We start from the raw sequence: 20,632 nt of genomic DNA on the forward strand, positions 1-20,632 counted from the left end.
AAACCAAAAAATAATATTTAGGTATTGCAATACTTAAAAATAGTTGTATTTTTGCATCCGCAAATTATGCGACCCTATGGCCCGTTCGTCTAGGGGTTAGGACGCCAGGTTTTCATCCTGGTAACAGGGGTTCGATTCCCCTACGGGCTACGAAGTTCATTTAGATATTGAAAATAAGTTGTTGTTTTGATGACTTCAAGACTTCAAATTATTTTGAGTATTTAGTTCATGGCCCGTTCGTCTAGGGGTTAGGACGCCAGGTTTTCATCCTGGTAACAGGGGTTCGATTCCCCTACGGGCTACAAAAAGTAAAACATAGAAATGTTGGGATAAAAATTCCAACTTTGTAATTTAAATTAGAATAATGGCAAATCATAAGTCAGCATTAAAAAGAATAAGAAGAAACGAAGCAGTACGTTTACGCAATAGATATCAGCATAAGACTGTTCGTAATGCAATCAAAAAATTGCGAAGTGAAGAAGATAAAAAAGCTGCTGAAACTTTATTGCCTTCAGTAGTTAGTATGATTGATAAATTGGCTAAACGCAACATTATACATTCTAATAAAGCTGCGAATTTAAAAAGCAAATTGATGACCAAAGTTGCTACAATGTAAAATTGGTTTGGTATAGAAAAAAAAAGCCCTTCATTATTTGAAGGGCTTTTTTTATGCTTTTCTTGTATTATTGTTTTAGCTTGGATTCATTTCTATACCCTGAATTATCTTTATACCAATCTGGATACGTGTTTCCGCCAGAGGTTGCCCAATCATTAAAGAAATTGTAGGCCTGGTTTACAGGAACACGTTCTTGTGGAACCTTAAAATTATGCATGATATTTATAGCCCATGGTAAACGCGTATCCGTCTGATAGTTTCCATCAGGATCTTGATTCACCCCATCGACCTCTACAGTATTTACCCCTAAACCTGTTCTTAATCTATTAGGAAGGTGAATTTCTCTTCCTCTGTCTTTATTGATAATTAAAAATGCATTAAATGGAGCAATACCGATTTGAGCTGTTGTCAATGGTGTGGTAAATTTGACATTGACTTCAGTGGCTATATTTAACATGGTCTCATTGTTATCGAATAAAATAATTACCGCCCTATCTTGTCCTTCCTCTGTTCCATTACCGCCAACGTTGATGTAATTCTCGGTCAAAACAGTGCCTACCACTGATTCTATCTGTCCTGGAGCAATACTCTCTAATTCAATACCCAAGGCATTTGTTAAACCTGCCCCATCAGAAGTAACTTCAAAATAAATATCTAGTTGAACGACTTCGTTAAAGGCATTCTGAATAGCTACAAATCTGTAGTTGACCGCAGTATCGTTAAAATCATAATCACCTAAATATGGCCAAAGATCTTCAAATGCCAAAGTACCCCAGCCGTATTTACTGGGAGTAAATGTTTCGAATGCTTTTTCAGCATCATCGGGATATTCATCATCACTATCGGTAATACCATCACCATCTGAATCAGGATCTTCAATATCCTCTGAAACCGTATAAGTTGTTAAATCATTTACGGTACGCCCAAGACTAACCCCAGAAGTAGAGTTAGGACCATAAACATATTCCCATCCTCCAGTTACGGTATCCATAATTATTAAATCAGAATCTGAACCATTGGCTGCCAACCAGAGTTCATTATTAGAATCAAAGGTCATTGATGTTGGATTGAAAGGTAGATTGTCAGCACTAATACGAGTCGCTTGATAAACGTTGTTATTATCTAAATCTAAGCGATAAAGACCACCAAAACTACTTAAAAATAGGGTGCCATCGGCTGAAAAAGCCAAATCGCCTCCGTTGGTATTATTAAGGTTATTGATGTTCCAAGTATTCAGTACCGTGGCGTTAGAAGGATCTATAGTATGCACTTTTGCCTTTGTTGAAAAATACAATAAGCCATCATTCTCATTATACGCCAAACGAGGCCCTCCCATTCCAAGATTTGCAATTGTAGTCCATGAGTTATTAATCATGTCATAACGCATTAAAGGGTAGCCATTACTTCTTCCAATAGAATATAAATACATATTGGCATGATCAATAGCTGCAGTATAACTGCCCATTGGCATGGCGGCTAGCTCTTTTAAACTACCATTTAGTGGATTTATTGAAAATAATTGCCCAGACCCGTTTACAGCAAATAAGGTGTCTATCTCTACATTTTTAGCTTCAAATCTGCTTTGTGTGATTTTGTGTTTAAAGCTTGCTATTTCGGTTTTTCGCATTTTTCCAGAGGTGTCGGCAAAAGTGTAATCAGCAGAGCCATTTTGAATATCGACTATCTCAGAAGTAAACGAATTACCTTCTTTACGGCGAATATATATTTGCGAATAGTAAGAGGGTGACATAATAATATGTTCTAATACGCCATTTACAGGTCTACCCTTAAAAAGCAATTGATTAAGTTCATCGGATTCAAAAGTTACCACAGTGTCAGCTTCTCCGTCATCATTGACAATATCAACTTCTTCAATATTATATTGGGTGTTGTTATAGGCATAAACCGTATAAATTGCATTTGGCGAGTTATCGGTAATAGTAACCGCTACGGTTTCTGAGGTTTCAAATTCAAAACCTTCTGGAATTTGCAAATTAGTAATGTCTGTTATTGATGATTCTTCCTCTTCTTCAACAAGGTTTTCTTCATCCGGACTTACAGTTTCAGTGAGTTCATCTTTTACGCATGACTGTATTGATAACAACAGTGCAAAGGCAAAAAGTGATTTAAAAACATTCTTAATTAACATAGCATACGATTTAACGACCAACAAATTTCATTTTTTGATGATCAAGTAGGTTTAATATTATATGGAACTAGTGTTAAGTTTCGATATACTACTCAAATCTATCGATGAATAGTTTATATGTAAAAAGCACTGTAAATGAACGAAAAAGACTACAGAAAAATATATTTTACCGATAAAGCGCACTGTAATGTTGTGAAATTAGAAGAATCAGAGGTGAAATTACATTTAATGAAATGCATTTCGTTTACTTACCAATAAGCCCCATAGAAAGAATGAGTATGATATTACAATTAGAATTTTCAGTATTTCTCTAAAATGATAAGCTATCCATATGTTGGGTTTTAGAAAGCCTGTTACATACAGAAAAGGAAAGAAAATATGAAAAACGAACAAGCCACTGCTTACCCAGAACATCAGGTTATATTGGTCAAATATTACTTTTTCTTGAATACGCCTTTCTTTAAAGTATAGCAGTACAACTAATACTAAAAACCAAGAAGCCAGCGCATCTGAATAAAATAGGCCAGTGTGCAAAGGGTCTTGAAAAAAGCTGCTAATTAAATATGAAGCTAGTATTGCCAAACTGCCCCAGCGAACAATCTTTTTATGGCTATTTTTTTCAAGGACTTGATAATATACCCAGCTAAAAAAACTAAAAACTAAAACACCATAGAGATTAAAAATAGCCACATTATGCCAAGAATAGGCAATGTCTTCAAAAAAGGAAAACTCTTCATAGGTTGTGATAAAATAACCTAGCAATTCTGTAAAAAAAGTATAGGCGATATAAATGGGGAATAATTGTAATGCCGTATCGAAATAGTTACGATAGGTAGCAATGGCCACGATTAGAGTAACCAAATAGAGAACAATAAAATAACTCGACTCTAAAAATTCTATCACAGAACTGATTTAGCGAAATGCTCTTCTTTTTCCAAGTAAAAAACCAATTATAAAAAAAGTATACATGGCCACAATTAATATGTATAATAAAGTATGCAAGTTATATTTTATATAGATGTAGTCATTTTTTAAACCTATAATCATAAGAGCTGGATCAAATACATAGAAAACCAGAAGCCCTAAGCTTACCCAGAAAAGTAAGTTTTGATGATGTTTATAAGGTTTTTCTTTTTCAGAAAATATTTTTTTGAAATAAAACAGAACACATAAAATCAAAACAATAGCTCCAATAGTATAGGCATAGTATAAATGCATGAGCATGGGATTTTGAAAAAATAAACTTAAAATATAAATGCTTAAGAAAATTACAGCACCAATTTTGACTATGTTCTTGTGAGATATATTCTGAATGGAATTCCAATAAACATAATAGAAAAATAAAAAGAAAATCAAAGAATAAAGATTAAAAAGTATCACGTTGTAATAAGAATACTTATCAATAAATACAACCTGGAATTCATCAAAATACTTTATCATTCCACCTAGAATCTCATTAAAAAGAGTGTAAGCTATGATTATTGGAAAATATTTTAATACGGTATCAAAATATCTTCGATACCGTATTATAGATAATACTAATGTTATTCCATAAATAGAAATAAAATAATTCTCTAGTAGAAAGTCTGAAATTTCTGGGAACATTTATTTTTTAATAATCCGCATTTGGAGGAGGAGCTGATGTACCTCTATTATATGTCAAACTGCCCCCGCCTTGTAAACTAGTATTAAGAGAGAAACTTGGAAAAAGACCAGCAAAATTCTTTTGTTCTTTTGATTGAATATTTCCCATTTGCTTCATGTCATCAGCTTGTGTAATAGAACGTATGGTTTTTGCTTTACCGTCTTCTCCTATGAAAAACCCAAGGTTTTCACCATTTACATCCATAGTTGGTACAAAGAAAACAGTATTTCTTCTAGAGTTTTTATTTTCACTATCATATTCAGCAAGATAAACTCTTAACTTAGTTACATTTTTTACACCGCCATTAGCCGCTTCTTGATCGATATAGTCTAAATATTGTCGTATTGATTTGTAATCAAAATCAATGAATCTGGTCACAACAAAATCTTCACTTGGGCTTCTACGTTCTTCATATTCTTTAATAATAGGCACCCTATTGGTTGAATAATTATCATAAATAGCTTTTGCCTCTGTATTTGGGATTATTCCCTTTGGAGCCTCAACTACCATTGGTTTAACTTCTTCGGCTGGTGTTTCTTGATTTTCTTTTTTGGGTCGTTCTTGGCAGGCTGAGAATACAATAGTCAGTCCTAAAAGTGACCAAAATTTGCTAGTGTTTTTCATACATTAAGTGTTAAAAGATTACAATTCATAGGGGAATCTTCGCTAAAGATATGGTTTTTATTAAAACGACTTTAACAAAAAACCCCAATAGTAAAGTACCATTGAGGTTTAGAATATATGATTGAATTCTTAAAGTAACCTATTGATTCATAGTCATTAAAAATTCTTCATTGTTTTTTGTCTGTTTAAAACGTTGTTCAATAAATTCCATCGCTTCAACTGGGTTCATGTCTGCAAGGTATTTACGCATAATCCACATACGCTGTATGGTGGACTCATCTAGCAATAAATCATCGCGTCTTGTGCTTGAAGAGGTAAGGTCAATAGCCGGAAATATTCTTCGGTTAGATATTTTACGATCTAACTGAAGCTCCATATTACCGGTACCCTTAAATTCTTCGAAAATTACTTCATCCATTTTTGAACCTGTTTCTGTCAATGCCGTCGCAATAATGGATAACGAACCTCCATTTTCAATATTACGTGCCGCACCAAAGAAACGTTTTGGTTTATGCAAAGCATTAGCATCTACACCTCCTGATAAAACTTTGCCTGAGGCTGGTTGTACTGTATTGTAGGCTCTTGCCAAACGTGTAATAGAATCCAATAGAATAACAACATCATGACCGCATTCTACTAAACGTTTTGCTTTTTCTAAAACAATGTTGGCAACACGAACGTGTTCGGTAGCTTCCTTGTCAAAAGTGGAAGCTACAACCTCTCCACGAACATTACGCTGCATATCAGTTACCTCCTCAGGGCGTTCATCAATCAATAAAATAATTTGATACACCTCTGGGTGATTTGCTGCAATACCATTGGCAATGTCTTTCAGCAACATCGTTTTACCAGTTTTTGGTTGCGAAACGATCATACCACGTTGCCCCTTACCAATTGGTGAAAACAAATCGATGATTCTGGTCGATATCGTACTTTGGCGTTCAGCCAAATTGAATTTTTCTTTAGGGAAAAGCGGAGTCAAATGTTCAAAAGATACACGATCGCGAACCACTTGCGGGTCAATTCCGTTAATCTTGTTCACTTTTATCAAAGGGAAGTACTTTTCACCTTCTTTTGGTGGGCGAACATTGCCCAGCACAGTATCCCCTGTTTTTAATCCGAATAAGCGAATTTGAGATTGTGATACATAAATATCATCAGGTGATGATAAATAGTTGTAATCAGATGACCTTAAAAAGCCATATCCATCTTGCATTATATCTAAAACCCCTTCACTTTCGATAATACTATCGAACTCAAATTCTGGCTCCTTATAGCGGTTTTTTAAATCTTTATCAAAGTTGCTATTCTTTTTATCTTGATGAGGACGCGGATTAGGCTTGCGCTGCTCCCTTTTTTGATTTTGATGTTTGTGCTGCCCATTTTGTTTATGCGGCTCTCTTTTTTGAGGTTGCGGATTGTTGGTTTTTTGGGGAGTACTTTTCTTTTCAGTAGGGGCAGGGGAAGCGGGTTTTTCAGCTTCTTTCTTAGTATTGTCTTTTCTTGGAGCTCTTGCCCTTTTCGGTTTTGCCTCGGCTTTTTCTGCGGGTTCACTGACTTTAGGTGCCACTGCTTTTGGGTTAGATGCCTGAACATCAAGAATTTGATAGACCAAATCCAGTTTTTTGGTGGTCTTGAATTTAGGGATACTTAATCCTTTAGCTATTTCTTGTAGCTCAGGAAGCTTTTTTGCTTTTAGATCTGAAATCTCGAACATTAAATAATCAATAAGTTAGACTTGTGTATAATTTTGAAGTAAAATGTTATTCTGGATATTACAATTGAGAAAGATTTCTCGGGGTAAGTGTTCTGTTAATAACATTACAATGATACAAATTATTTTTCAACAACTAGGGAAATTTATCGAAAAGACACGTATTTTTGCTGTCCGAAAAGGCAAAATACAATGATTCAACGAATTCAAACGTTTTATTTGCTCATAGTGGCTTTGCTTTCAGCAATTCTACCTTTTTTTATAAATCTTTGGGTAGAGGCCGAAATCAAAGTATATTATGCAAAAAATGACATACTGATTTCGATTGCGTTTTATGCTGTGGCTATATTGGCAGTTGTAGCCATATTTCTTTATAAGAAAAGACAAAACCAATTTGTGGTAAACAGATTGAACATGATATTGAATCTTTTTTTACTAGGATTTTTCGTTTACCGATCACTAAACTTATCCGGAGGGACGGCGGTCTCTGAGAAGGGTATTGGGATGTTGATTCCTGTATTTTCTATCGTTTTTCTGGTTCTGGCCAACAGAGCTATCAAAAAGGATGAGGATCTTGTAAAATCTGTAGATCGTTTACGTTAAACCTAACATCTTAGTAGTATTAGTGCGTGAAACCCCGATGTTTACATCGGGGTTTTTAGCTTTTATAAGTTCCCTATTTATTTGGAGGCCGCCATTAAATTGTCGGTGGTAAAACCGCTGTTGAATTTAATATCTGTTAGGGTTTGCACTAAATTTGGTGAGTCTGCATAGCCATTAGGGCTTGGCATATAATAATTTCTTTTTGTCGCAATCATTTGGCCTTCAACATCAGAATATTCATAATCTGCGATAATAACGGGTTCATTCACCCCCATAAATGGCAATGAAAAGAAAAAACGGTCAATTAACTTCGTTTCAGGATTCACATAAAGAATATAAATATCGTTTTCTTCTTTGCCCGTTAATTTAGGATCATAGGTAACATTTAATTTATCGTAGGTCTTACCATTCAATTCTTCTTGACCAATATAAGTCGTAATTGTTCCCTGGTCATTTAGTTTATAGGGCATAACAAACCAAAAATAATTTGCTTTGCGTAAAAAATCACCTACTACATTGCCTTGCGGATTATCGGTTTTTTCGCCATTAATAAGCACAACAGTTTTTTCACCGTCAAAACATTGGGTAACATTTCCTTCAACATCGGGCATAACATTAATTTCATGTTTGGTATAATGACCGTAAGAGGCTTCATTACTAAAAATATAGCGCTCAGTTGAAATATCGGTTTTATTGGCATCTGTGCTGTGATAATTATAAGTGTACTGCACATCTCCTTTTTTCCAAAGGTCGTTCCAACCGCCGTGGGCATATTCAATTGCTGCTAGAACTGTTTGCGGGTCATTGGTATCATAGATAGGTGCTTTTTCCACTTCTTCTACAACTGCTCCTGTTTTCTTTACTTCCTTTTTTGTTTTTTCAGCACAAGAAATAAATAATGAAAGAGCCAGAACTGATAAAATTTTTAGAGTTAATTTCATTATGGTTTATATTGTTTGAGGTGTTAGACGAAGAAATCGGGTATCCTTACTACAATCTAATAACGTCTTTGAAATTTGAAAAATTGAAGCCATTTTGCAATACCTGATTTGCTTCTTTGCTTTTTGGATTAAGTAAAGGATTGGTATGATTGAAATGGATAAAATGCACCTTTTTCTTTTCGGAATTAGAAAGCGATTTAAAAAGAGCCATGCTTTCAATGACAAATGGATGTGGAATTTCAGAAATATCTCGATTTTTGATTTCCTTTCCATCAAAAAAAGAGGCATCTAAAAAAGCAAGATCCACTTTTTTGATTTCTTCGAGAATAGATTTTTCCCATTTAGACCATTTATCAATATCAGGTATGAAGAGAACCACTTTGTTAGGTCCAATAATTTTATATCCTACAGTTTCTGAAAACTCATCGCGATGAGGTACCGTAAAGGGAACTACACTTAGATTATTAGTGAGGGCAATCTCATTTTCATTTTTAATTTGGTGGAGGTTGATATTTTTCAAAAGTACTAATTGACTCCACGGACCATTAGTTTCTAGAAAGCCCTTCATCTTGGGCATAACATATACCGGTGTAGAATTACTTCCTAAGGCCTCACGACCTAAATACATTAAGCCCGTATAATGTCCAATATGGGCATGGGTCAAGAAAATTCCATCTGGAATTTCAGTTTCTTTTTGTCCGATTTCTTTAAGCAATTTCAATTGGGATGTTATATTGGGCGTAGCTTCAAAAAGAAAAGTCTTATCATTTTCATGATCAATAACACCAAGGGAAACAACCTTTCGAGTCGGGTCAGGATTTTTGAACAACTCAATACAACAGTCTCTTCTACAACCAATATGAGGACTTCCTCCATCTTGAACCGTTCCTAATACAACTAATGATACTTTAGGATTCGTTTGTGACTGGCAGGTTACAAAAGCAAAGAACAAGATGATATTAAAAAAAACTTTCATACTTATCTTTTTCCTAATTCAACAACCTCTAAATCACTAATTTTCTTGCCATCAATTTTGAACCTGAGCATAGTTCTTACTGCGTGAAACCCATGTTTTCCGCAAGCTCCAGGATTCATATGTAAAACATCCAACTTTTTGTCATGCATCACCTTTAAAATATGTGAATGTCCACAAATGAATAATTTAGGTGGATTTGCTTTTATTTCTTCGCGAACCCGAACATTATATTTTGTGGGATAACCCCCAATATGGGTAATCCAAACGTCAACATCTTCGCAAAAAAAGCGATTATTTTCTGGAAATTCTTTTTGAATCATATGGTCATCAATATTACCATGAACCCCTTTAAGGGGTTTAATGGCCTCTAATTTATCTGTCACATCAAGACTGCCAATGTCCCCTGCATGCCATATTTCATCCGCTTGTCTTACATACTTTAGAATGGTGTCATCCATATGGCCGTGGGTATCAGAAAGCAATAGAATTTTGGTCATAACGCTAAAAATATGCTAAAAAATAGTGGTGCCATCCGCTTTCTTTGGTATTCAAGTATCTTTATCCAGCTAAAAATAGCGGTTTACTTTGAGATATTTTATTCAATTCTCTTATTTCGGGAAGGCATATCACGGTTGGCAAAACCAACCCAATGCTATTACAGTACAACAGATTTTAGAAGAAGGACTTTCAACACTTTTAAGGTCTAAGATTGAAACAGCTGGTGCGGGTAGAACAGATACCGGGGTTCATGCCAAACAAATGTTTGCACATTTTGATTTTGGGCCAATTCAAGACTCCATTGACTTAACACGCCGATTGAATGGTTTTTTGCCACCTGATATTGCGGTAAAATCTATTTTTTTAACTCTACCTGAAGCACATGCCCGTTTTGATGCTATCGAACGCACTTATGAATATTGGATTGTTCAAGACAAGAATCCATTCTATATTGATTCCACCCACTTTATTTGGTCTGCTTTAGATTTGGATGCTATGAACCAGGCAGCCAGTATTTTAATGGAATATGAAGACTTCGAGTGCTTTTCGAAATCAAACACTGATGTAAAAACATTTTTATGTAAAATTAAGAAAGCGGTCTGGCATCGGAAAGATGATAAATTAATTTTTACCATAACAGCGGACCGTTTTTTAAGAAACATGGTACGCGCAATAGTTGGTACCCTTTTGGAAATTGGGTTGGGCAAAAATGACCCTCAAAAAATAAGAGCAATTATTGAAAGTAAAGATAGGGGCGAAGCAGGAGCTTCTGTGCCAGCAAAAGGATTATATTTAACCAAAGTTTTATACCCCGAAAAAATATTTGATGAGTAGCGAAAAAGAGCAAGGAAAAGCATTTGATTTTAGACTTTTTAAACGAGTTTTTGAATTTACAAAGCCATATAGACCTATTTTTTGGTTAGTAGCTTTTGTGGCCATTTTTTTGGCTGGGTTTGCAGTTTTAACGCCGATTCTTGTGCGCCAAATTATTAATACGGCATTGCCTGAAAGTAGTCTTGAATTACTGACCTTGTTGGTTTTGGTCATGGGGGGTGTTCTGCTGGGTCAGGTTCTTTGTCAACTCAGTTTTAATTATTTTGCCAATTTATTGGGCGAGTCTGTTATTAAAGATTTACGGATAAAACTATTCAAGAAAATGATTGGTTTTAAAATGACCTATTTTGACAATTCATCGATAGGGGTTTTAGTGACAAGAGCTGTTGCCGATATGCAGCGCATAGGAGAAATTTTTAGCCAAGGGTTTTTTGTAATAGTTTCTGATTTATTAAAAATGCTGGCCGGAGCATTTGTAATGATATACATCAATTGGAAACTTGCTTTAATAGTATTTGCAATTTTACCTATTATCTTAATTGCTACACGCTTGTTTCAACAGGCCATGAAAGTTGCCTTTATTGAGGTTAGGTCACAGGTATCTAACCTAAATTCTTTTGTACAAGAACGAATAGCGGGTATGAAAATAGTACAGCTGTTTAATAGAGAAGAAATTGAGAAAGAGAAATTCAGGTCTATTAATGAAAAGCATCAAAATGCTTGGTTGAAGACGGTTTGGTACAATTCCATTTTTTTTCCAATTGCCGAAATTTCATACTCCATCGGTATTGGTTTGGTGGTTTATTTTGGAGTTGTTCAAAATTTAGATAATCAATTACTAAATGATACGGGTTCAATTTTTGCCTTTTTCTTTTTAATGGATTTACTGTTTCGTCCCTTACGTCAAATTGCCGATAAATTCAATACATTACAAATGGGTATGGTAGCGGCAAATAGGGTTTTTAAGATACTAGATACTGATAGTCATATTGATGATTCAGGTACTATACTTAAAGAAGAGGTTGAAGGTGATATTCAATTTAAGGACGTTCATTTTGGTTATGTTGAAAATGAAGAGGTTTTGCATGGAATTTCGTTTGACGTTAAGGTAGGGGAAACTATTGCTATAGTAGGAGCTACTGGTGCCGGGAAATCTACCATTATCAATTTGTTGAACCGTTTTTATGAAATTAGTTCGGGTAGCATATCAATTGACGGGACAGATATTCGCGACTTTAAACTACATTCTTTACGTTCACATATCGCGGTAGTCTTGCAAGATGTGTTTTTGTTTGCGGATACTATTAAAAGTAATATTTCATTGCAAGATAAATCGATAAGTTTAGAAATAATTAAAGCTGCTGCAAAAGAAATAGGGGTTCATGAGTTTATCAGCAGATTACCAGGAGGTTTTGATTATAATGTAAAAGAAAGAGGTACCATGCTTTCAAGTGGACAGCGACAATTAATTGCATTTTTACGAGCATATGTAAGTAATCCAAGTATATTGGTATTGGATGAGGCTACTTCATCTATTGATACCTATTCAGAGCAATTGATACAACAAGCGACTGCAAAAATCACCGAAGGCAGGACATCCATAGTTATAGCGCATCGTTTGGCCACTATTGTAAAGGCGGATAAAATTTTGGTTATGGAAGCTGGTAAAATTGTCGAAAGTGGCACACATAAGCAGCTACTTAAAAAGGGTGGATATTATAGTGATTTATATGAGGCGCAATTTATGGTTGAAGAGGTAGCCTAAAGTAAGCCACTTTATATTTTTGAAAGTGGATTATGTCAAATCTTTTTTAATCATTTCAGTTAATTCATCAAGACTTTTGTACAATACAAATTCTCCATTCTTAATATAAGAAATAAGCCCGGTCTCTTCGCTTACCACTAAGCATAGGGCATCCGTTTTCTCTGTTATCCCAACTGCTGCTCGATGTCTTAAACCAAAACGTAGGGGTATATTCCTTTCATTTGAAACAGGTAAGATAACTCTAGTTGCTGTAATGTAATTATCCTGAATTATAGCTGCGCCATCATGCAATGGGCTGTTCTTATAAAAAATACTTTCGATAATGGGTTGCGTAATTTCTATATTCATTTTATCACCGGTCGCTTTAACAAAATCAAGGCTGTTGTTTTTTTCTATGACTAAAATAGCCCCAGTTTTACTTATACCCATTTTTTCACAAGCACCAACGATGGCATTCACATCAGTATCGGTTGGTAAGGCCTCTTGTTTTAAGAATTTAAAATGTTTGATAAAGTTTCGCTTAGAAGCAAAATTGGTTGACCCAATCATTAATAAAAACTTTCTTATCTCCTGCTGGAATACAATGATTAAAGCAATTAAACCAATATTCATGAACCCGCCTACCATGCTGCTAATCATCTTCATTTGTAGTAATTCTGTTAATTTCCAAAGGGCCCAAACGATTACGATACCAATGAAAATATTGATTGCTACTGTGCCTTTGACCAGTTTGTAAATGTAATAGAGGAGTACTGCAACTAGAACGATGTCAATGAAATCCGTGATTTTAAAATCCAAAAAATTTAGAAATTCCAATGGCGGTGTTTTTGTAAAATTATGAAAAATAGCGCTACCTAAATTGAAATTCTATTGGCCTGTATTTCATGGTGCAAGGCGATACATTCCGTAGCTTCTTTAACATCGTGAGCCCTTAAGATATTGGCTCCATTTTGAAGAGCAATCATATGTAATGCTGTTGTGCCATTTAGTGCTTCTGACGCACTTGACTTTAAAGTTTTATAAATCATTGACTTACGACTTAAGCCAGCTAAAAGAGGCAGTTCAAAGGTTTTGAAAAGATTAAAATGTGCTAAAAGTTGAAAATTTTGAGCTGTGTTTTTTGCAAAACCAAACCCAGGGTCAATTATAATATCATTGATTTTTTTCTTCCGGGCCAATACCACTCTTTCCGAAAAATAATAAAGAATATCTTTTATCATATCGTCATAATCGCTCAGTTCTTTCATGTTTTGGGGCGTTCCTTTCATATGCATCATTATATAAGGTACTTGATATTGAGCAACAATATCAAACATATTTTTATCAAGGTTGCTTGCAGAAATATCATTTATAAGTGCAGCACCCAATTGTAAAGATTTATGGGCAACTTTTGCTCTAAAAGTATCGATAGATAATAAACAGCCAGGAAATTCTTTTAAAATTACACTGATTGTAGGTAGTAATCTATGAAGCTCTTCCTCTTCAGATACATGATGAGCCCCAGGTCTGGAACTATAAGCACCTAAATCGATAAACGTAGCCCCTTCTTTCAACATAAGTTCTACTTGTCTTAATATAGAATCAGAGTTTTTAAATTTACCTCCATCATAAAAGGAATCTGGAGTCAAATTCAAAATGCCCATGATTTTTGGAGTGTTCAAATCAATTAGCATTCCCTTACAGTTTATTGTCATAAAAAAACTTCGCTTTAATGGGTTTCATTATATTTGCCGATGTCTATTTCGAGTCAAGTACAATTGACGAAATTTACATAAATTAACCTATATGCAACAAACTTCCATACAGTACGATGCGGTTATTGCGGAATGTCGCAAACTATATGTTAGTAAAACAAAAGACTATGGTTCTGCATGGCGAATATTGAGGTTACCATCTTTAACAGACCAAATATTTATTAAAGCCCAGCGCATAAGAGGTCTTCAAGAGAATGAGGTGCAAAAGGTTGATGAAGGGGAACAATCGGAGTTTGTGGGTATAATAAACTATTCGATTATGGCGCTTGTTCAAATTGAAAGAGGGGTTGTGGATAGCCCTGATTTAGATGCTAATGAAGCCATTAAACTATATGATGAAAAAGTCGCTTTGACCAAAAAATTGATGGAAGACAAAAACCACGATTACGGCGAGGCATGGCGAGAAATGCGAGTAAGCTCATTGACTGATTTGATTTTACAAAAACTATTACGGGTTAAGGAAATTGAAAATAATAAAGGTCAAACAATAGTGAGTGAAGGGGTAGATGCCAATTATCAAGATATGATAAATTATGCTGTTTTTGCTTTAATTCACCTAAACGAAAACAAATGAAATATATCGTAGCCATTTCTCGAGTTTTTGTTGGGGTACTTTTTATTATAAGTGGACTTATAAAGCTTAATGATCCAGTTGGTTTTTCCTTTAAACTTGAAGAATATTTTAGTCAAGGCGTGTTAGACCTTCCTTTTTTTATGCCCTATGCTTTGACCATAGCAATTGTTGTTGTGATAATTGAAGTATTGTTGGGTGTTATGCTACTCATAGGTTTTAAACCCAAGTTTACGATATGGAGCCTTTTGGCAATGATAATATTCTTCACTTTCTTAACTTTTTACTCTGCATATTTTAATAAAGTAACCGATTGCGGGTGTTTTGGTGATGCTGTAAAACTGACCCCTTGGGAGTCATTTACAAAAGATATTGTTTTGTTGGCATTTATATTGATTCTTCTGTTGGGGGTTAACTATTTAAAACCAATATTTAATAATAGAACTAATACGATTTTGATGATAGTATCACTTGTCGGGTGTATTTTATTTTGCAATCATGTTTTGAACCATTTACCATCAAAAGATTTTAGGCCGTATAAAATAGGAACTAATATTGAAGCAGGAATGACTGTACCTGATGATGCTCCAAACGCAATATATGAATATGCTTGGAAGTTCAATGTAAATGGGGAAGAACAAATTTTGGTAACCAATGGTGATTATCCAACAGTTAATGGAGACTTTGTTGGAGTTGAAACCACTGAAATTCAAAAAGGCTATGAACCACCGGTTCATGATTTTACCATAGAGAGAGATGGGGTAGATTTTACAGCTTCCATGTTGCAAGAAGAAAAATTGGTGATGGTGATTGCCTATGATTTGGCAAAAAGTAATTATGAGGTTTTTGAATCGCTCAAAAAAAACACTGATGTCGCTTTGAGCAAAGGATACAAAGTAATTGGCATGTCAGCCTCAAATGATGAAATTGGAAAAGCCTTGATAAAGGAGTATGATTTAAACTTTGATTTCTACTTTACCGATGAAACTACGCTAAAAACAATAGTGCGTTCTAACCCTGCTATTCTAATTTTAGAAAGAGGGACCATTTTACAAAAAACACACTATAATGATTTTGATGAGTTGAATTTTAATTAGATTTCAAAAGAATAATTAATAAACTCATAAAACTAAAACCTAAACAAAAGAAAATGAGAACCAAAATAGTTGCTGGGAATTGGAAAATGAACAAAAATTTAGAAGAAACGGAAGCACTTTTAGGAGAGTTGGCAGCAAAATTACCAGATACTAAGGCGGAAGTTATCGTATCACCAACCTTTGTCAATCTAGCTTCGGCAGTTAATCAACTATCCCAATCTGTAATTCAAGTGGCAGCGCAGAACATGCATTTTGCAGAGAGTGGCGCATTTACCGGCGAAATATCGGCTGATATGCTATTGAACATTGAAGTAGATACCGTAATTCTTGGGCATTCTGAACGTCGCGCTCTTTTTGATGAGAATGATGAGTTGTTATCTAAAAAAGTCAATACAGCTCTTGATAAGAATATGAAAGTTATTTTCTGTTTTGGTGAGGAGTTAGAGGATAGAAAATCGGGCAATCATTTTAATATTGTTGAAAACCAGTTGAAAAACGTGTTATTTGATTTAGATTCATCCTCATGGAAACAAATTGTGCTCGCTTATGAACCAGTATGGGCTATTGGCACTGGAGAAACTGCAAGCCCAGAACAAGCACAGGAAATGCACGCCTTTATTAGAAAAACCATTGCCACTGCCTTTAATGGCTCAATTGCTGAGAATGTTACTATTTTGTATGGTGGTAGTGTTAAACCTAATAATGCAAAAGAGATTTTTTCTAAACCTGATGTAGATGGTGGCTTGATAGGTGGTGCATCATTAAAATGTGATGATTTTATGGAGATTGTAAAAGCAATCTAGCTCTTTAAGAAAAGACATTGACATATTTAGAGTTTCAGTTTACCATTTATCCTTTGCAGCCCGCCTCCGATATCTTAATTGCCGAATTAAGTGAAATTGGTTTTGAAAGTTTTGTTGAGCAAGAAAGTGGGCTTATAGCCTACATTTCCGAAGCAAATATTGATAAGAATAGTTTGGCTAATTTATACATTTTAAGTTCGACTGAATTCAAAATTGACTGGACCTCCAAGCTTGTAAAGCAACAAAATTGGAATGCTGAATGGGAGAAAGGTTTCAAGCCAATAATAGTGGATAATCGCTGTATGGTAAGAGGGCCTTTTCACCAAAAGTCAGATTCAGATTATGATATCGTTATTGAACCAAAAATGAGTTTTGGTACCGGTCATCATGAGACTACATATATGATGCTCTCACATATTTTAGATAATGATTTTAATGGTAAAACTGTTCTTGATATGGGCTGCGGTACAGGGGTATTAGCGATTTTGGCAGAAATGAGAGGAGCGTCATACATTGAAGCAATTGATATTGACAATTGGTGCTATTTAAATTCTGTTGAAAATATTGAGCGTAATGGGTCCAATAAAATCAAAGTTTTTGAAGGCAATTCAAGTTTGCTTTCTCGAAGGAAATATGATATCATCTTAGCTAATATTAATAGAAATACTCTTTTAGAAGACATCCCAATTTATGCTTCATGCTTGGATAGAAATGCATTCTTATTTCTTAGTGGCTTCTATTTAAGTGATTTAGATATGATATCTAAAAAATGTAGTGCCCATAATTTACAATTTGAAAAAAAATTGGAAAAGAATAATTGGGTTGCTGCAAAATATGTATTTTAGTTTTTAGTAAACCTAAAATATGGGCACTAAAGAAAAAATCTCCGAAGAACTTCTCTTAGAGGAAGAAGTGTTAAAGCAAAGTGAAATAGTACTTTTTAATGATGAGGTCAACACTTTTGATCATGTTATAAATACCCTGATTTCTGTTTGCGACCATACTCCTGAGCAGGCAGAACAATGCTCATTAATAGTACATCATAATGGTAAATGCACTGTAAAAACTGGAGAGTACGATGATTTAAAGCCAAGGTGTTCTAAATTGCTACAAGCTGGTTTAAGTGCAGAATTGGTCTAGATAGTAGCAATTAGATTAAGATTCTATAGTTTCTTATCTTTAACAATGCTTGGTTTTAGACTGCGTTTTTTTTTACAATTCATTTTCTTAGTTTTTAGTGCCACTCTATTTTCTCAACTAAGACCACCTATAAAAAATTTCACTTCTGTTGATTATAATGGAGAGAATCAAAATTGGGATATTTCTCAAGCTTCTTCTAATCATATTTATGTAGCAAATAGCAAGGGATTATTGGAGTTTAATGGTGCTGTTTGGAATCTATACCCTAGTCCGAATGAAAGTATAATGAGGTCGGTCAAGTTTGTTAACGGCCGAATTTATACAGGCTGTTATATGGAGTTTGGTTATTGGAAAAGAGATGATTTTGGAGTACTGAACTATACCTCACTTTCAAAAAATTTAGACATTCCTTTAGTAGAAGATGAAGAATTTTGGAATATTCTTGAGCTGGGCGATTTAATTGTATTTCAATCAAAAAAGAGAATATACATATATAATATTACCAACAATACGTTCAAGACCATTGATTCAGACAATACTATCACCAACATAGCGAAGATAGGTGAGACCATATATTTTCAAAAAATTGGTGAGGGTGTTTTTAGAATAGAGTATGGTGCAGATACTTTAGTTTCGGCCGATCCAATATTAAGAGCTAATGAGATCATTAATATCTTTCAAAAAGGCAATGATTTATTGATACTTACGCAAGGTGAAGGATTCTTTGACCTAAAGGATGGTATCCTTACAAAATCAAATATGAGCTCAAATGAGTTTTTAGCTACACTTACCTTTTATGATGGTATCAAGTCGAAGAATGGGTATTTTGTTTTAGGCACTATATCAAATGGAGTGGTATATGTCAATGAAAATGGTGATTTTTTAAACCAGATAAGTCTTAATAACGGTCTATTGAATAATACGGTTTTATCTGTTTTTGAAGATGTTCAAAGTAATATTTGGCTTGGTTTGGATAACGGTATAAGTTACTTGAATACCAAATCCCCCTATAGGGTATTTAATGATGATAAAGGTGTTTTAGGTAGTGTCTATGTTGCGGAAATTAAAAATGAAATATTATACTTGGGTACCAATCAGGGATTGTTCTATAAAAGGTTAGATAGTTTTGAAAATTTCAAGTTTGTTAAGGGAACTAAAGGTCAAGTTTGGAGTTTGAAAAACATCAACGGTATGCTATTTTGTGCCCATCATTCGGGTACTTTTTTAATAAATAACGGATTAGCGACTAAAGTGGCCAATATTCCAGGAACTTGGGATATTGCCTTATTGGATGATAATTCAAACTTTCTGCTACAGGGAAATTATGATGGTTTATATGTTTTGGAAAAATCAGATGAAGGCATCTGGGCATTAAGGAATAAAATTGAAGGTTTTAAAAATTCTTCTAGATATTTTGAAACCATAGAAACTACAATTTTGGTCAATCATGAATATAACGGTGTTTTCAAATTAAAAGTTGATTCACTTTTTCAAAGAGTTGAGAATTTTTCTGAAGATAGGTCGCTTAAAGGGGCAAATTCTGGAATGGTTAAATATAAAGGAGAAATTCTTTATTCGTATAAAAAGGGAATATATGTATATAAAGAGGTAGAAGAAAAATTTAAAAAGGATACTCTTTTTAGTAAGCTATATGCCGAAGAAGATTACGAATCTGGGAAACTGATTTTTGATGAAAAAAAGGATGTTTTATGGGCGTTCACAAAATCTGGGATAAATTTTTTAGAATACGAACCATTAACAAACACTCCTAAAATAAATAATATAGCACTCACAAAGGATATTCGAAATGGAATTCTTGGTTATGAAAATATACTGAGTTTAGGGAATAATAAGTATTTAATGGGCACAACATCAGGTTTCTTAACAACTAATCTAAATGAGGTTGTACCTCGAAAGTTTGAAATATTTCTAGATTATGTTTCAGTGGTTAAACAAGGTGGTTCAAGAAAGATAATGTATAATAGTGAAGAAGGCGATTTCTTAGCAGATGAGAAAAATATTGAAATAGCTTATTATACACCTGAGTTCAACAAGTTTTTTGATACGGAATACCAATTCAAGCTAGATGGGATGTATAATTCATGGAGTGATTGGACCAAGGACCATACCATTTCTTTTGAAAACCTTCCTTACGGTAAATATACTTTTAATGTGAGAAGTAAAATTGGTAAGGAGTTATCGTTGAATACGGCAACTTATTCTTTCAAAATAGCTAAGCCATGGTATATCTCCAATACTATGGTGGTATTCTATATTTTGGGAATTTTATTATTTTCTTTTCTAATGCATAATATCTATCAAGGGTATTATAAAAAACAACGCCAAAAGCTCATTGAAAAGAACAGAAAGGAGCTTGAATTTGCCCAAATTCAAAGTGAAAAAGAAATCATAAGGATCAAAAATCAAAAGTTAGAAGCGGAGTTTAAAGGTAAAAGTAAGGAACTTGCCGCGTCTACAATGAATATTATTAAAAAGAATGAGTTATTGACAAAAATCAAGAATGAGCTTTCACCAATTAAAGATAGAGAAGCTATTAAACCAGTAATTCAAGTAATAAATGAAAATTTAAATCAAGATGATGATTGGGAGCTTTTTCAAGAAGCTTTTAATAATGCGGATAGTAAGTTTCTGAAAAAAATAAAAAAGGTACATCCCAAGTTATCACCAAATGATTTAAAGTTATGCGCATATTTAAGGTTGAATTTGTCTTCTAAAGAAATTGCCCAATTGCTTAATATCTCTCCCAGAAGTGTCGAAATTAAAAGATACCGACTAAGGAAAAAACTAAATCTTCAACACGAAGATAACCTTGTCAACTATATTTTGACTATATAATTAACTCAACACTTCATTGATTTACCACATCACAACTAAATAAGAC

At 34.2% G+C, this 20,632-nt stretch carries 20 protein-coding genes and 2 tRNA genes; 12 read left to right on the forward strand and 10 right to left on the reverse strand.

Going from position 1 to position 20,632, the window contains the following annotated elements; translation table 11 throughout:
- Positions 1–78: 78 nt before the first annotated feature.
- From RM706_RS13705 to rpsT, 3 genes are all read left to right on the forward strand, one after another.
- A tRNA-Glu gene (locus RM706_RS13705) sits at positions 79–150 on the forward strand.
- 80 nt (positions 151–230) lie between these two features.
- A tRNA-Glu gene (locus RM706_RS13710) sits at positions 231–302 on the forward strand.
- Positions 303–364: 62 nt separating this feature from the next.
- Positions 365–616, forward strand: coding sequence for a 30S ribosomal protein S20 (gene rpsT / locus RM706_RS13715; protein WP_311352509.1), 252 nt, complete (start codon positions 365–367; stop codon positions 614–616).
- Positions 617–683: 67 nt separating this feature from the next.
- Here rpsT and RM706_RS13720 read toward each other — a convergent pair whose 3' ends face one another.
- The 5 genes from RM706_RS13720 to rho form a co-directional block, all read right to left on the reverse strand.
- Positions 684–2,765 (reverse strand): LruC domain-containing protein, encoded by a 2,082-nt coding sequence (locus tag RM706_RS13720; protein WP_311352511.1) that lies wholly within the window; start codon positions 2,763–2,765, stop codon positions 684–686.
- Between the two features lie 225 nt (positions 2,766–2,990).
- Entirely contained in the window at positions 2,991–3,668 is a 678-nt protein-coding gene (locus tag RM706_RS13725) for a hypothetical protein (RefSeq protein ID WP_311352513.1), read from the reverse strand.
- Positions 3,669–3,677: 9 nt separating this feature from the next.
- Entirely contained in the window at positions 3,678–4,370 is a 693-nt protein-coding gene (locus tag RM706_RS13730; RefSeq protein WP_311352515.1) for a hypothetical protein, read from the reverse strand.
- 7 nt (positions 4,371–4,377) lie between these two features.
- Positions 4,378–5,034, reverse strand: a complete 657-nt coding sequence (locus tag RM706_RS13735) for a hypothetical protein (protein ID WP_311352517.1) — start codon at positions 5,032–5,034, stop codon at positions 4,378–4,380.
- A 139-nt stretch (positions 5,035–5,173) separates the two neighbouring features.
- Positions 5,174–6,751, reverse strand: coding sequence for a transcription termination factor Rho (gene rho, locus RM706_RS13740; RefSeq protein WP_311352519.1), 1,578 nt, complete (start codon positions 6,749–6,751; stop codon positions 5,174–5,176).
- Between the two features lie 189 nt (positions 6,752–6,940).
- Between rho and RM706_RS13745 the strand changes: the two genes are divergently transcribed.
- On the forward strand, positions 6,941–7,351 hold the full coding sequence (locus RM706_RS13745) for a DUF4293 domain-containing protein (RefSeq protein WP_311352521.1): 411 nt from the start codon (positions 6,941–6,943) through the stop codon (positions 7,349–7,351).
- A gap of 77 nt (positions 7,352–7,428) precedes the next feature.
- Here RM706_RS13745 and RM706_RS13750 read toward each other — a convergent pair whose 3' ends face one another.
- From RM706_RS13750 to RM706_RS13760, 3 genes are read right to left on the reverse strand one after another with little or no spacing between them, the layout of a single operon-like run.
- On the reverse strand, positions 7,429–8,292 hold the full coding sequence (locus RM706_RS13750; RefSeq protein WP_311352523.1) for a DUF6503 family protein: 864 nt from the start codon (positions 8,290–8,292) through the stop codon (positions 7,429–7,431).
- Between the two features lie 49 nt (positions 8,293–8,341).
- Positions 8,342–9,268 carry an MBL fold metallo-hydrolase gene (locus RM706_RS13755; RefSeq protein ID WP_311352525.1) on the reverse strand — a complete coding sequence of 309 codons (927 nt, stop codon included), beginning with the start codon at positions 9,266–9,268 and terminating at the stop codon, positions 8,342–8,344.
- Between the two features lie 2 nt (positions 9,269–9,270).
- A complete protein-coding gene (locus tag RM706_RS13760) occupies positions 9,271–9,765 on the reverse strand; it encodes a metallophosphoesterase family protein (protein WP_311352527.1) in 495 nt (164 codons plus the stop codon).
- Positions 9,766–9,853: 88 nt separating this feature from the next.
- Here RM706_RS13760 and truA point away from each other — a divergent pair, with 88 nt between their 5' ends.
- Complete coding sequence (gene truA / locus RM706_RS13765; RefSeq protein WP_311352529.1) at positions 9,854–10,600, forward strand: tRNA pseudouridine(38-40) synthase TruA; 747 nt, start codon at positions 9,854–9,856, stop codon at positions 10,598–10,600.
- On the forward strand, positions 10,593–12,365 hold the full coding sequence (locus RM706_RS13770) for an ABC transporter ATP-binding protein (protein WP_311352531.1): 1,773 nt from the start codon (positions 10,593–10,595) through the stop codon (positions 12,363–12,365). Before truA ends, RM706_RS13770 begins: the two co-directional genes overlap by 8 nt.
- Positions 12,366–12,395: 30 nt before the next feature.
- On the opposite strand, the gene cdaA is transcribed toward RM706_RS13770, so the two are convergent.
- Positions 12,396–13,181, reverse strand: coding sequence for a diadenylate cyclase CdaA (gene cdaA, locus RM706_RS13775; protein ID WP_311352533.1), 786 nt, complete (start codon positions 13,179–13,181; stop codon positions 12,396–12,398).
- 38 nt (positions 13,182–13,219) lie between these two features.
- Positions 13,220–14,059, reverse strand: a complete 840-nt coding sequence (gene folP / locus RM706_RS13780) for a dihydropteroate synthase (RefSeq protein ID WP_311352535.1) — start codon at positions 14,057–14,059, stop codon at positions 13,220–13,222.
- 91 nt (positions 14,060–14,150) lie between these two features.
- Here folP and RM706_RS13785 point away from each other — a divergent pair, with 91 nt between their 5' ends.
- Genes RM706_RS13785 through RM706_RS13810 form a run of 6 tightly spaced genes read left to right on the forward strand, consistent with a single transcriptional unit; the run spans position 14,151 to position 20,586 of the window.
- Positions 14,151–14,693, forward strand: a complete 543-nt coding sequence (locus RM706_RS13785; RefSeq protein ID WP_311352538.1) for a DUF1599 domain-containing protein — start codon at positions 14,151–14,153, stop codon at positions 14,691–14,693.
- Entirely contained in the window at positions 14,690–15,787 is a 1,098-nt protein-coding gene (locus RM706_RS13790; protein WP_311352540.1) for a BT_3928 family protein, read from the forward strand. The genes RM706_RS13785 and RM706_RS13790 overlap by 4 nt, the downstream gene beginning before the upstream one ends.
- A gap of 53 nt (positions 15,788–15,840) precedes the next feature.
- Complete coding sequence (gene tpiA, locus RM706_RS13795) at positions 15,841–16,590, forward strand: triose-phosphate isomerase (RefSeq protein ID WP_311352542.1); 750 nt, start codon at positions 15,841–15,843, stop codon at positions 16,588–16,590.
- Positions 16,591–16,607: 17 nt separating this feature from the next.
- A complete protein-coding gene (prmA, locus tag RM706_RS13800; protein ID WP_311352544.1) occupies positions 16,608–17,435 on the forward strand; it encodes a 50S ribosomal protein L11 methyltransferase in 828 nt (275 codons plus the stop codon).
- 19 nt (positions 17,436–17,454) lie between these two features.
- On the forward strand, positions 17,455–17,730 hold the full coding sequence (locus RM706_RS13805; RefSeq protein ID WP_311352547.1) for an ATP-dependent Clp protease adaptor ClpS: 276 nt from the start codon (positions 17,455–17,457) through the stop codon (positions 17,728–17,730).
- A 45-nt stretch (positions 17,731–17,775) separates the two neighbouring features.
- Positions 17,776–20,586 (forward strand): helix-turn-helix and ligand-binding sensor domain-containing protein, encoded by a 2,811-nt coding sequence (locus RM706_RS13810; RefSeq protein WP_311352549.1) that lies wholly within the window; start codon positions 17,776–17,778, stop codon positions 20,584–20,586.
- The last annotated feature ends 46 nt before the right edge of the window (positions 20,587–20,632 follow it).

It is taken from the genome of Croceitalea rosinachiae (assembly GCF_031846445.1).
GTDB lineage: Bacteria > Bacteroidota > Bacteroidia > Flavobacteriales > Flavobacteriaceae > Croceitalea > Croceitalea rosinachiae.

What these genes read in the sequence shown, in the direction of transcription:
- rho (WP_311352519.1), bottom strand. Translation starts at nt 6,751, where the DNA reads ATGTTCGAGATTTCAGATCTAAAAGCAAAAAAGCTTCCTGAGCTACAA.
- RM706_RS13720 (WP_311352511.1), bottom strand. Translation starts at nt 2,765, where the DNA reads ATGTTAATTAAGAATGTTTTTAAATCACTTTTTGCCTTTGCACTGTTG.
- rpsT (WP_311352509.1), top strand. Translation starts at nt 365, where the DNA reads ATGGCAAATCATAAGTCAGCATTAAAAAGAATAAGAAGAAACGAAGCA.
- RM706_RS13735 (WP_311352517.1), bottom strand. Translation starts at nt 5,034, where the DNA reads ATGAAAAACACTAGCAAATTTTGGTCACTTTTAGGACTGACTATTGTA.
- RM706_RS13755 (WP_311352525.1), bottom strand. Translation starts at nt 9,268, where the DNA reads ATGAAAGTTTTTTTTAATATCATCTTGTTCTTTGCTTTTGTAACCTGC.
- RM706_RS13790 (WP_311352540.1), top strand. Translation starts at nt 14,690, where the DNA reads ATGAAATATATCGTAGCCATTTCTCGAGTTTTTGTTGGGGTACTTTTT.
- RM706_RS13730 (WP_311352515.1), bottom strand. Translation starts at nt 4,370, where the DNA reads ATGTTCCCAGAAATTTCAGACTTTCTACTAGAGAATTATTTTATTTCT.
- RM706_RS13810 (WP_311352549.1), top strand. Translation starts at nt 17,776, where the DNA reads ATGCTTGGTTTTAGACTGCGTTTTTTTTTACAATTCATTTTCTTAGTT.
- RM706_RS13750 (WP_311352523.1), bottom strand. Translation starts at nt 8,292, where the DNA reads ATGAAATTAACTCTAAAAATTTTATCAGTTCTGGCTCTTTCATTATTT.
- RM706_RS13745 (WP_311352521.1), top strand. Translation starts at nt 6,941, where the DNA reads ATGATTCAACGAATTCAAACGTTTTATTTGCTCATAGTGGCTTTGCTT.
- RM706_RS13805 (WP_311352547.1), top strand. Translation starts at nt 17,455, where the DNA reads ATGGGCACTAAAGAAAAAATCTCCGAAGAACTTCTCTTAGAGGAAGAA.
- RM706_RS13760 (WP_311352527.1), bottom strand. Translation starts at nt 9,765, where the DNA reads ATGACCAAAATTCTATTGCTTTCTGATACCCACGGCCATATGGATGAC.
- RM706_RS13785 (WP_311352538.1), top strand. Translation starts at nt 14,151, where the DNA reads ATGCAACAAACTTCCATACAGTACGATGCGGTTATTGCGGAATGTCGC.
- folP (WP_311352535.1), bottom strand. Translation starts at nt 14,059, where the DNA reads ATGACAATAAACTGTAAGGGAATGCTAATTGATTTGAACACTCCAAAA.
- tpiA (WP_311352542.1), top strand. Translation starts at nt 15,841, where the DNA reads ATGAGAACCAAAATAGTTGCTGGGAATTGGAAAATGAACAAAAATTTA.
- RM706_RS13770 (WP_311352531.1), top strand. Translation starts at nt 10,593, where the DNA reads ATGAGTAGCGAAAAAGAGCAAGGAAAAGCATTTGATTTTAGACTTTTT.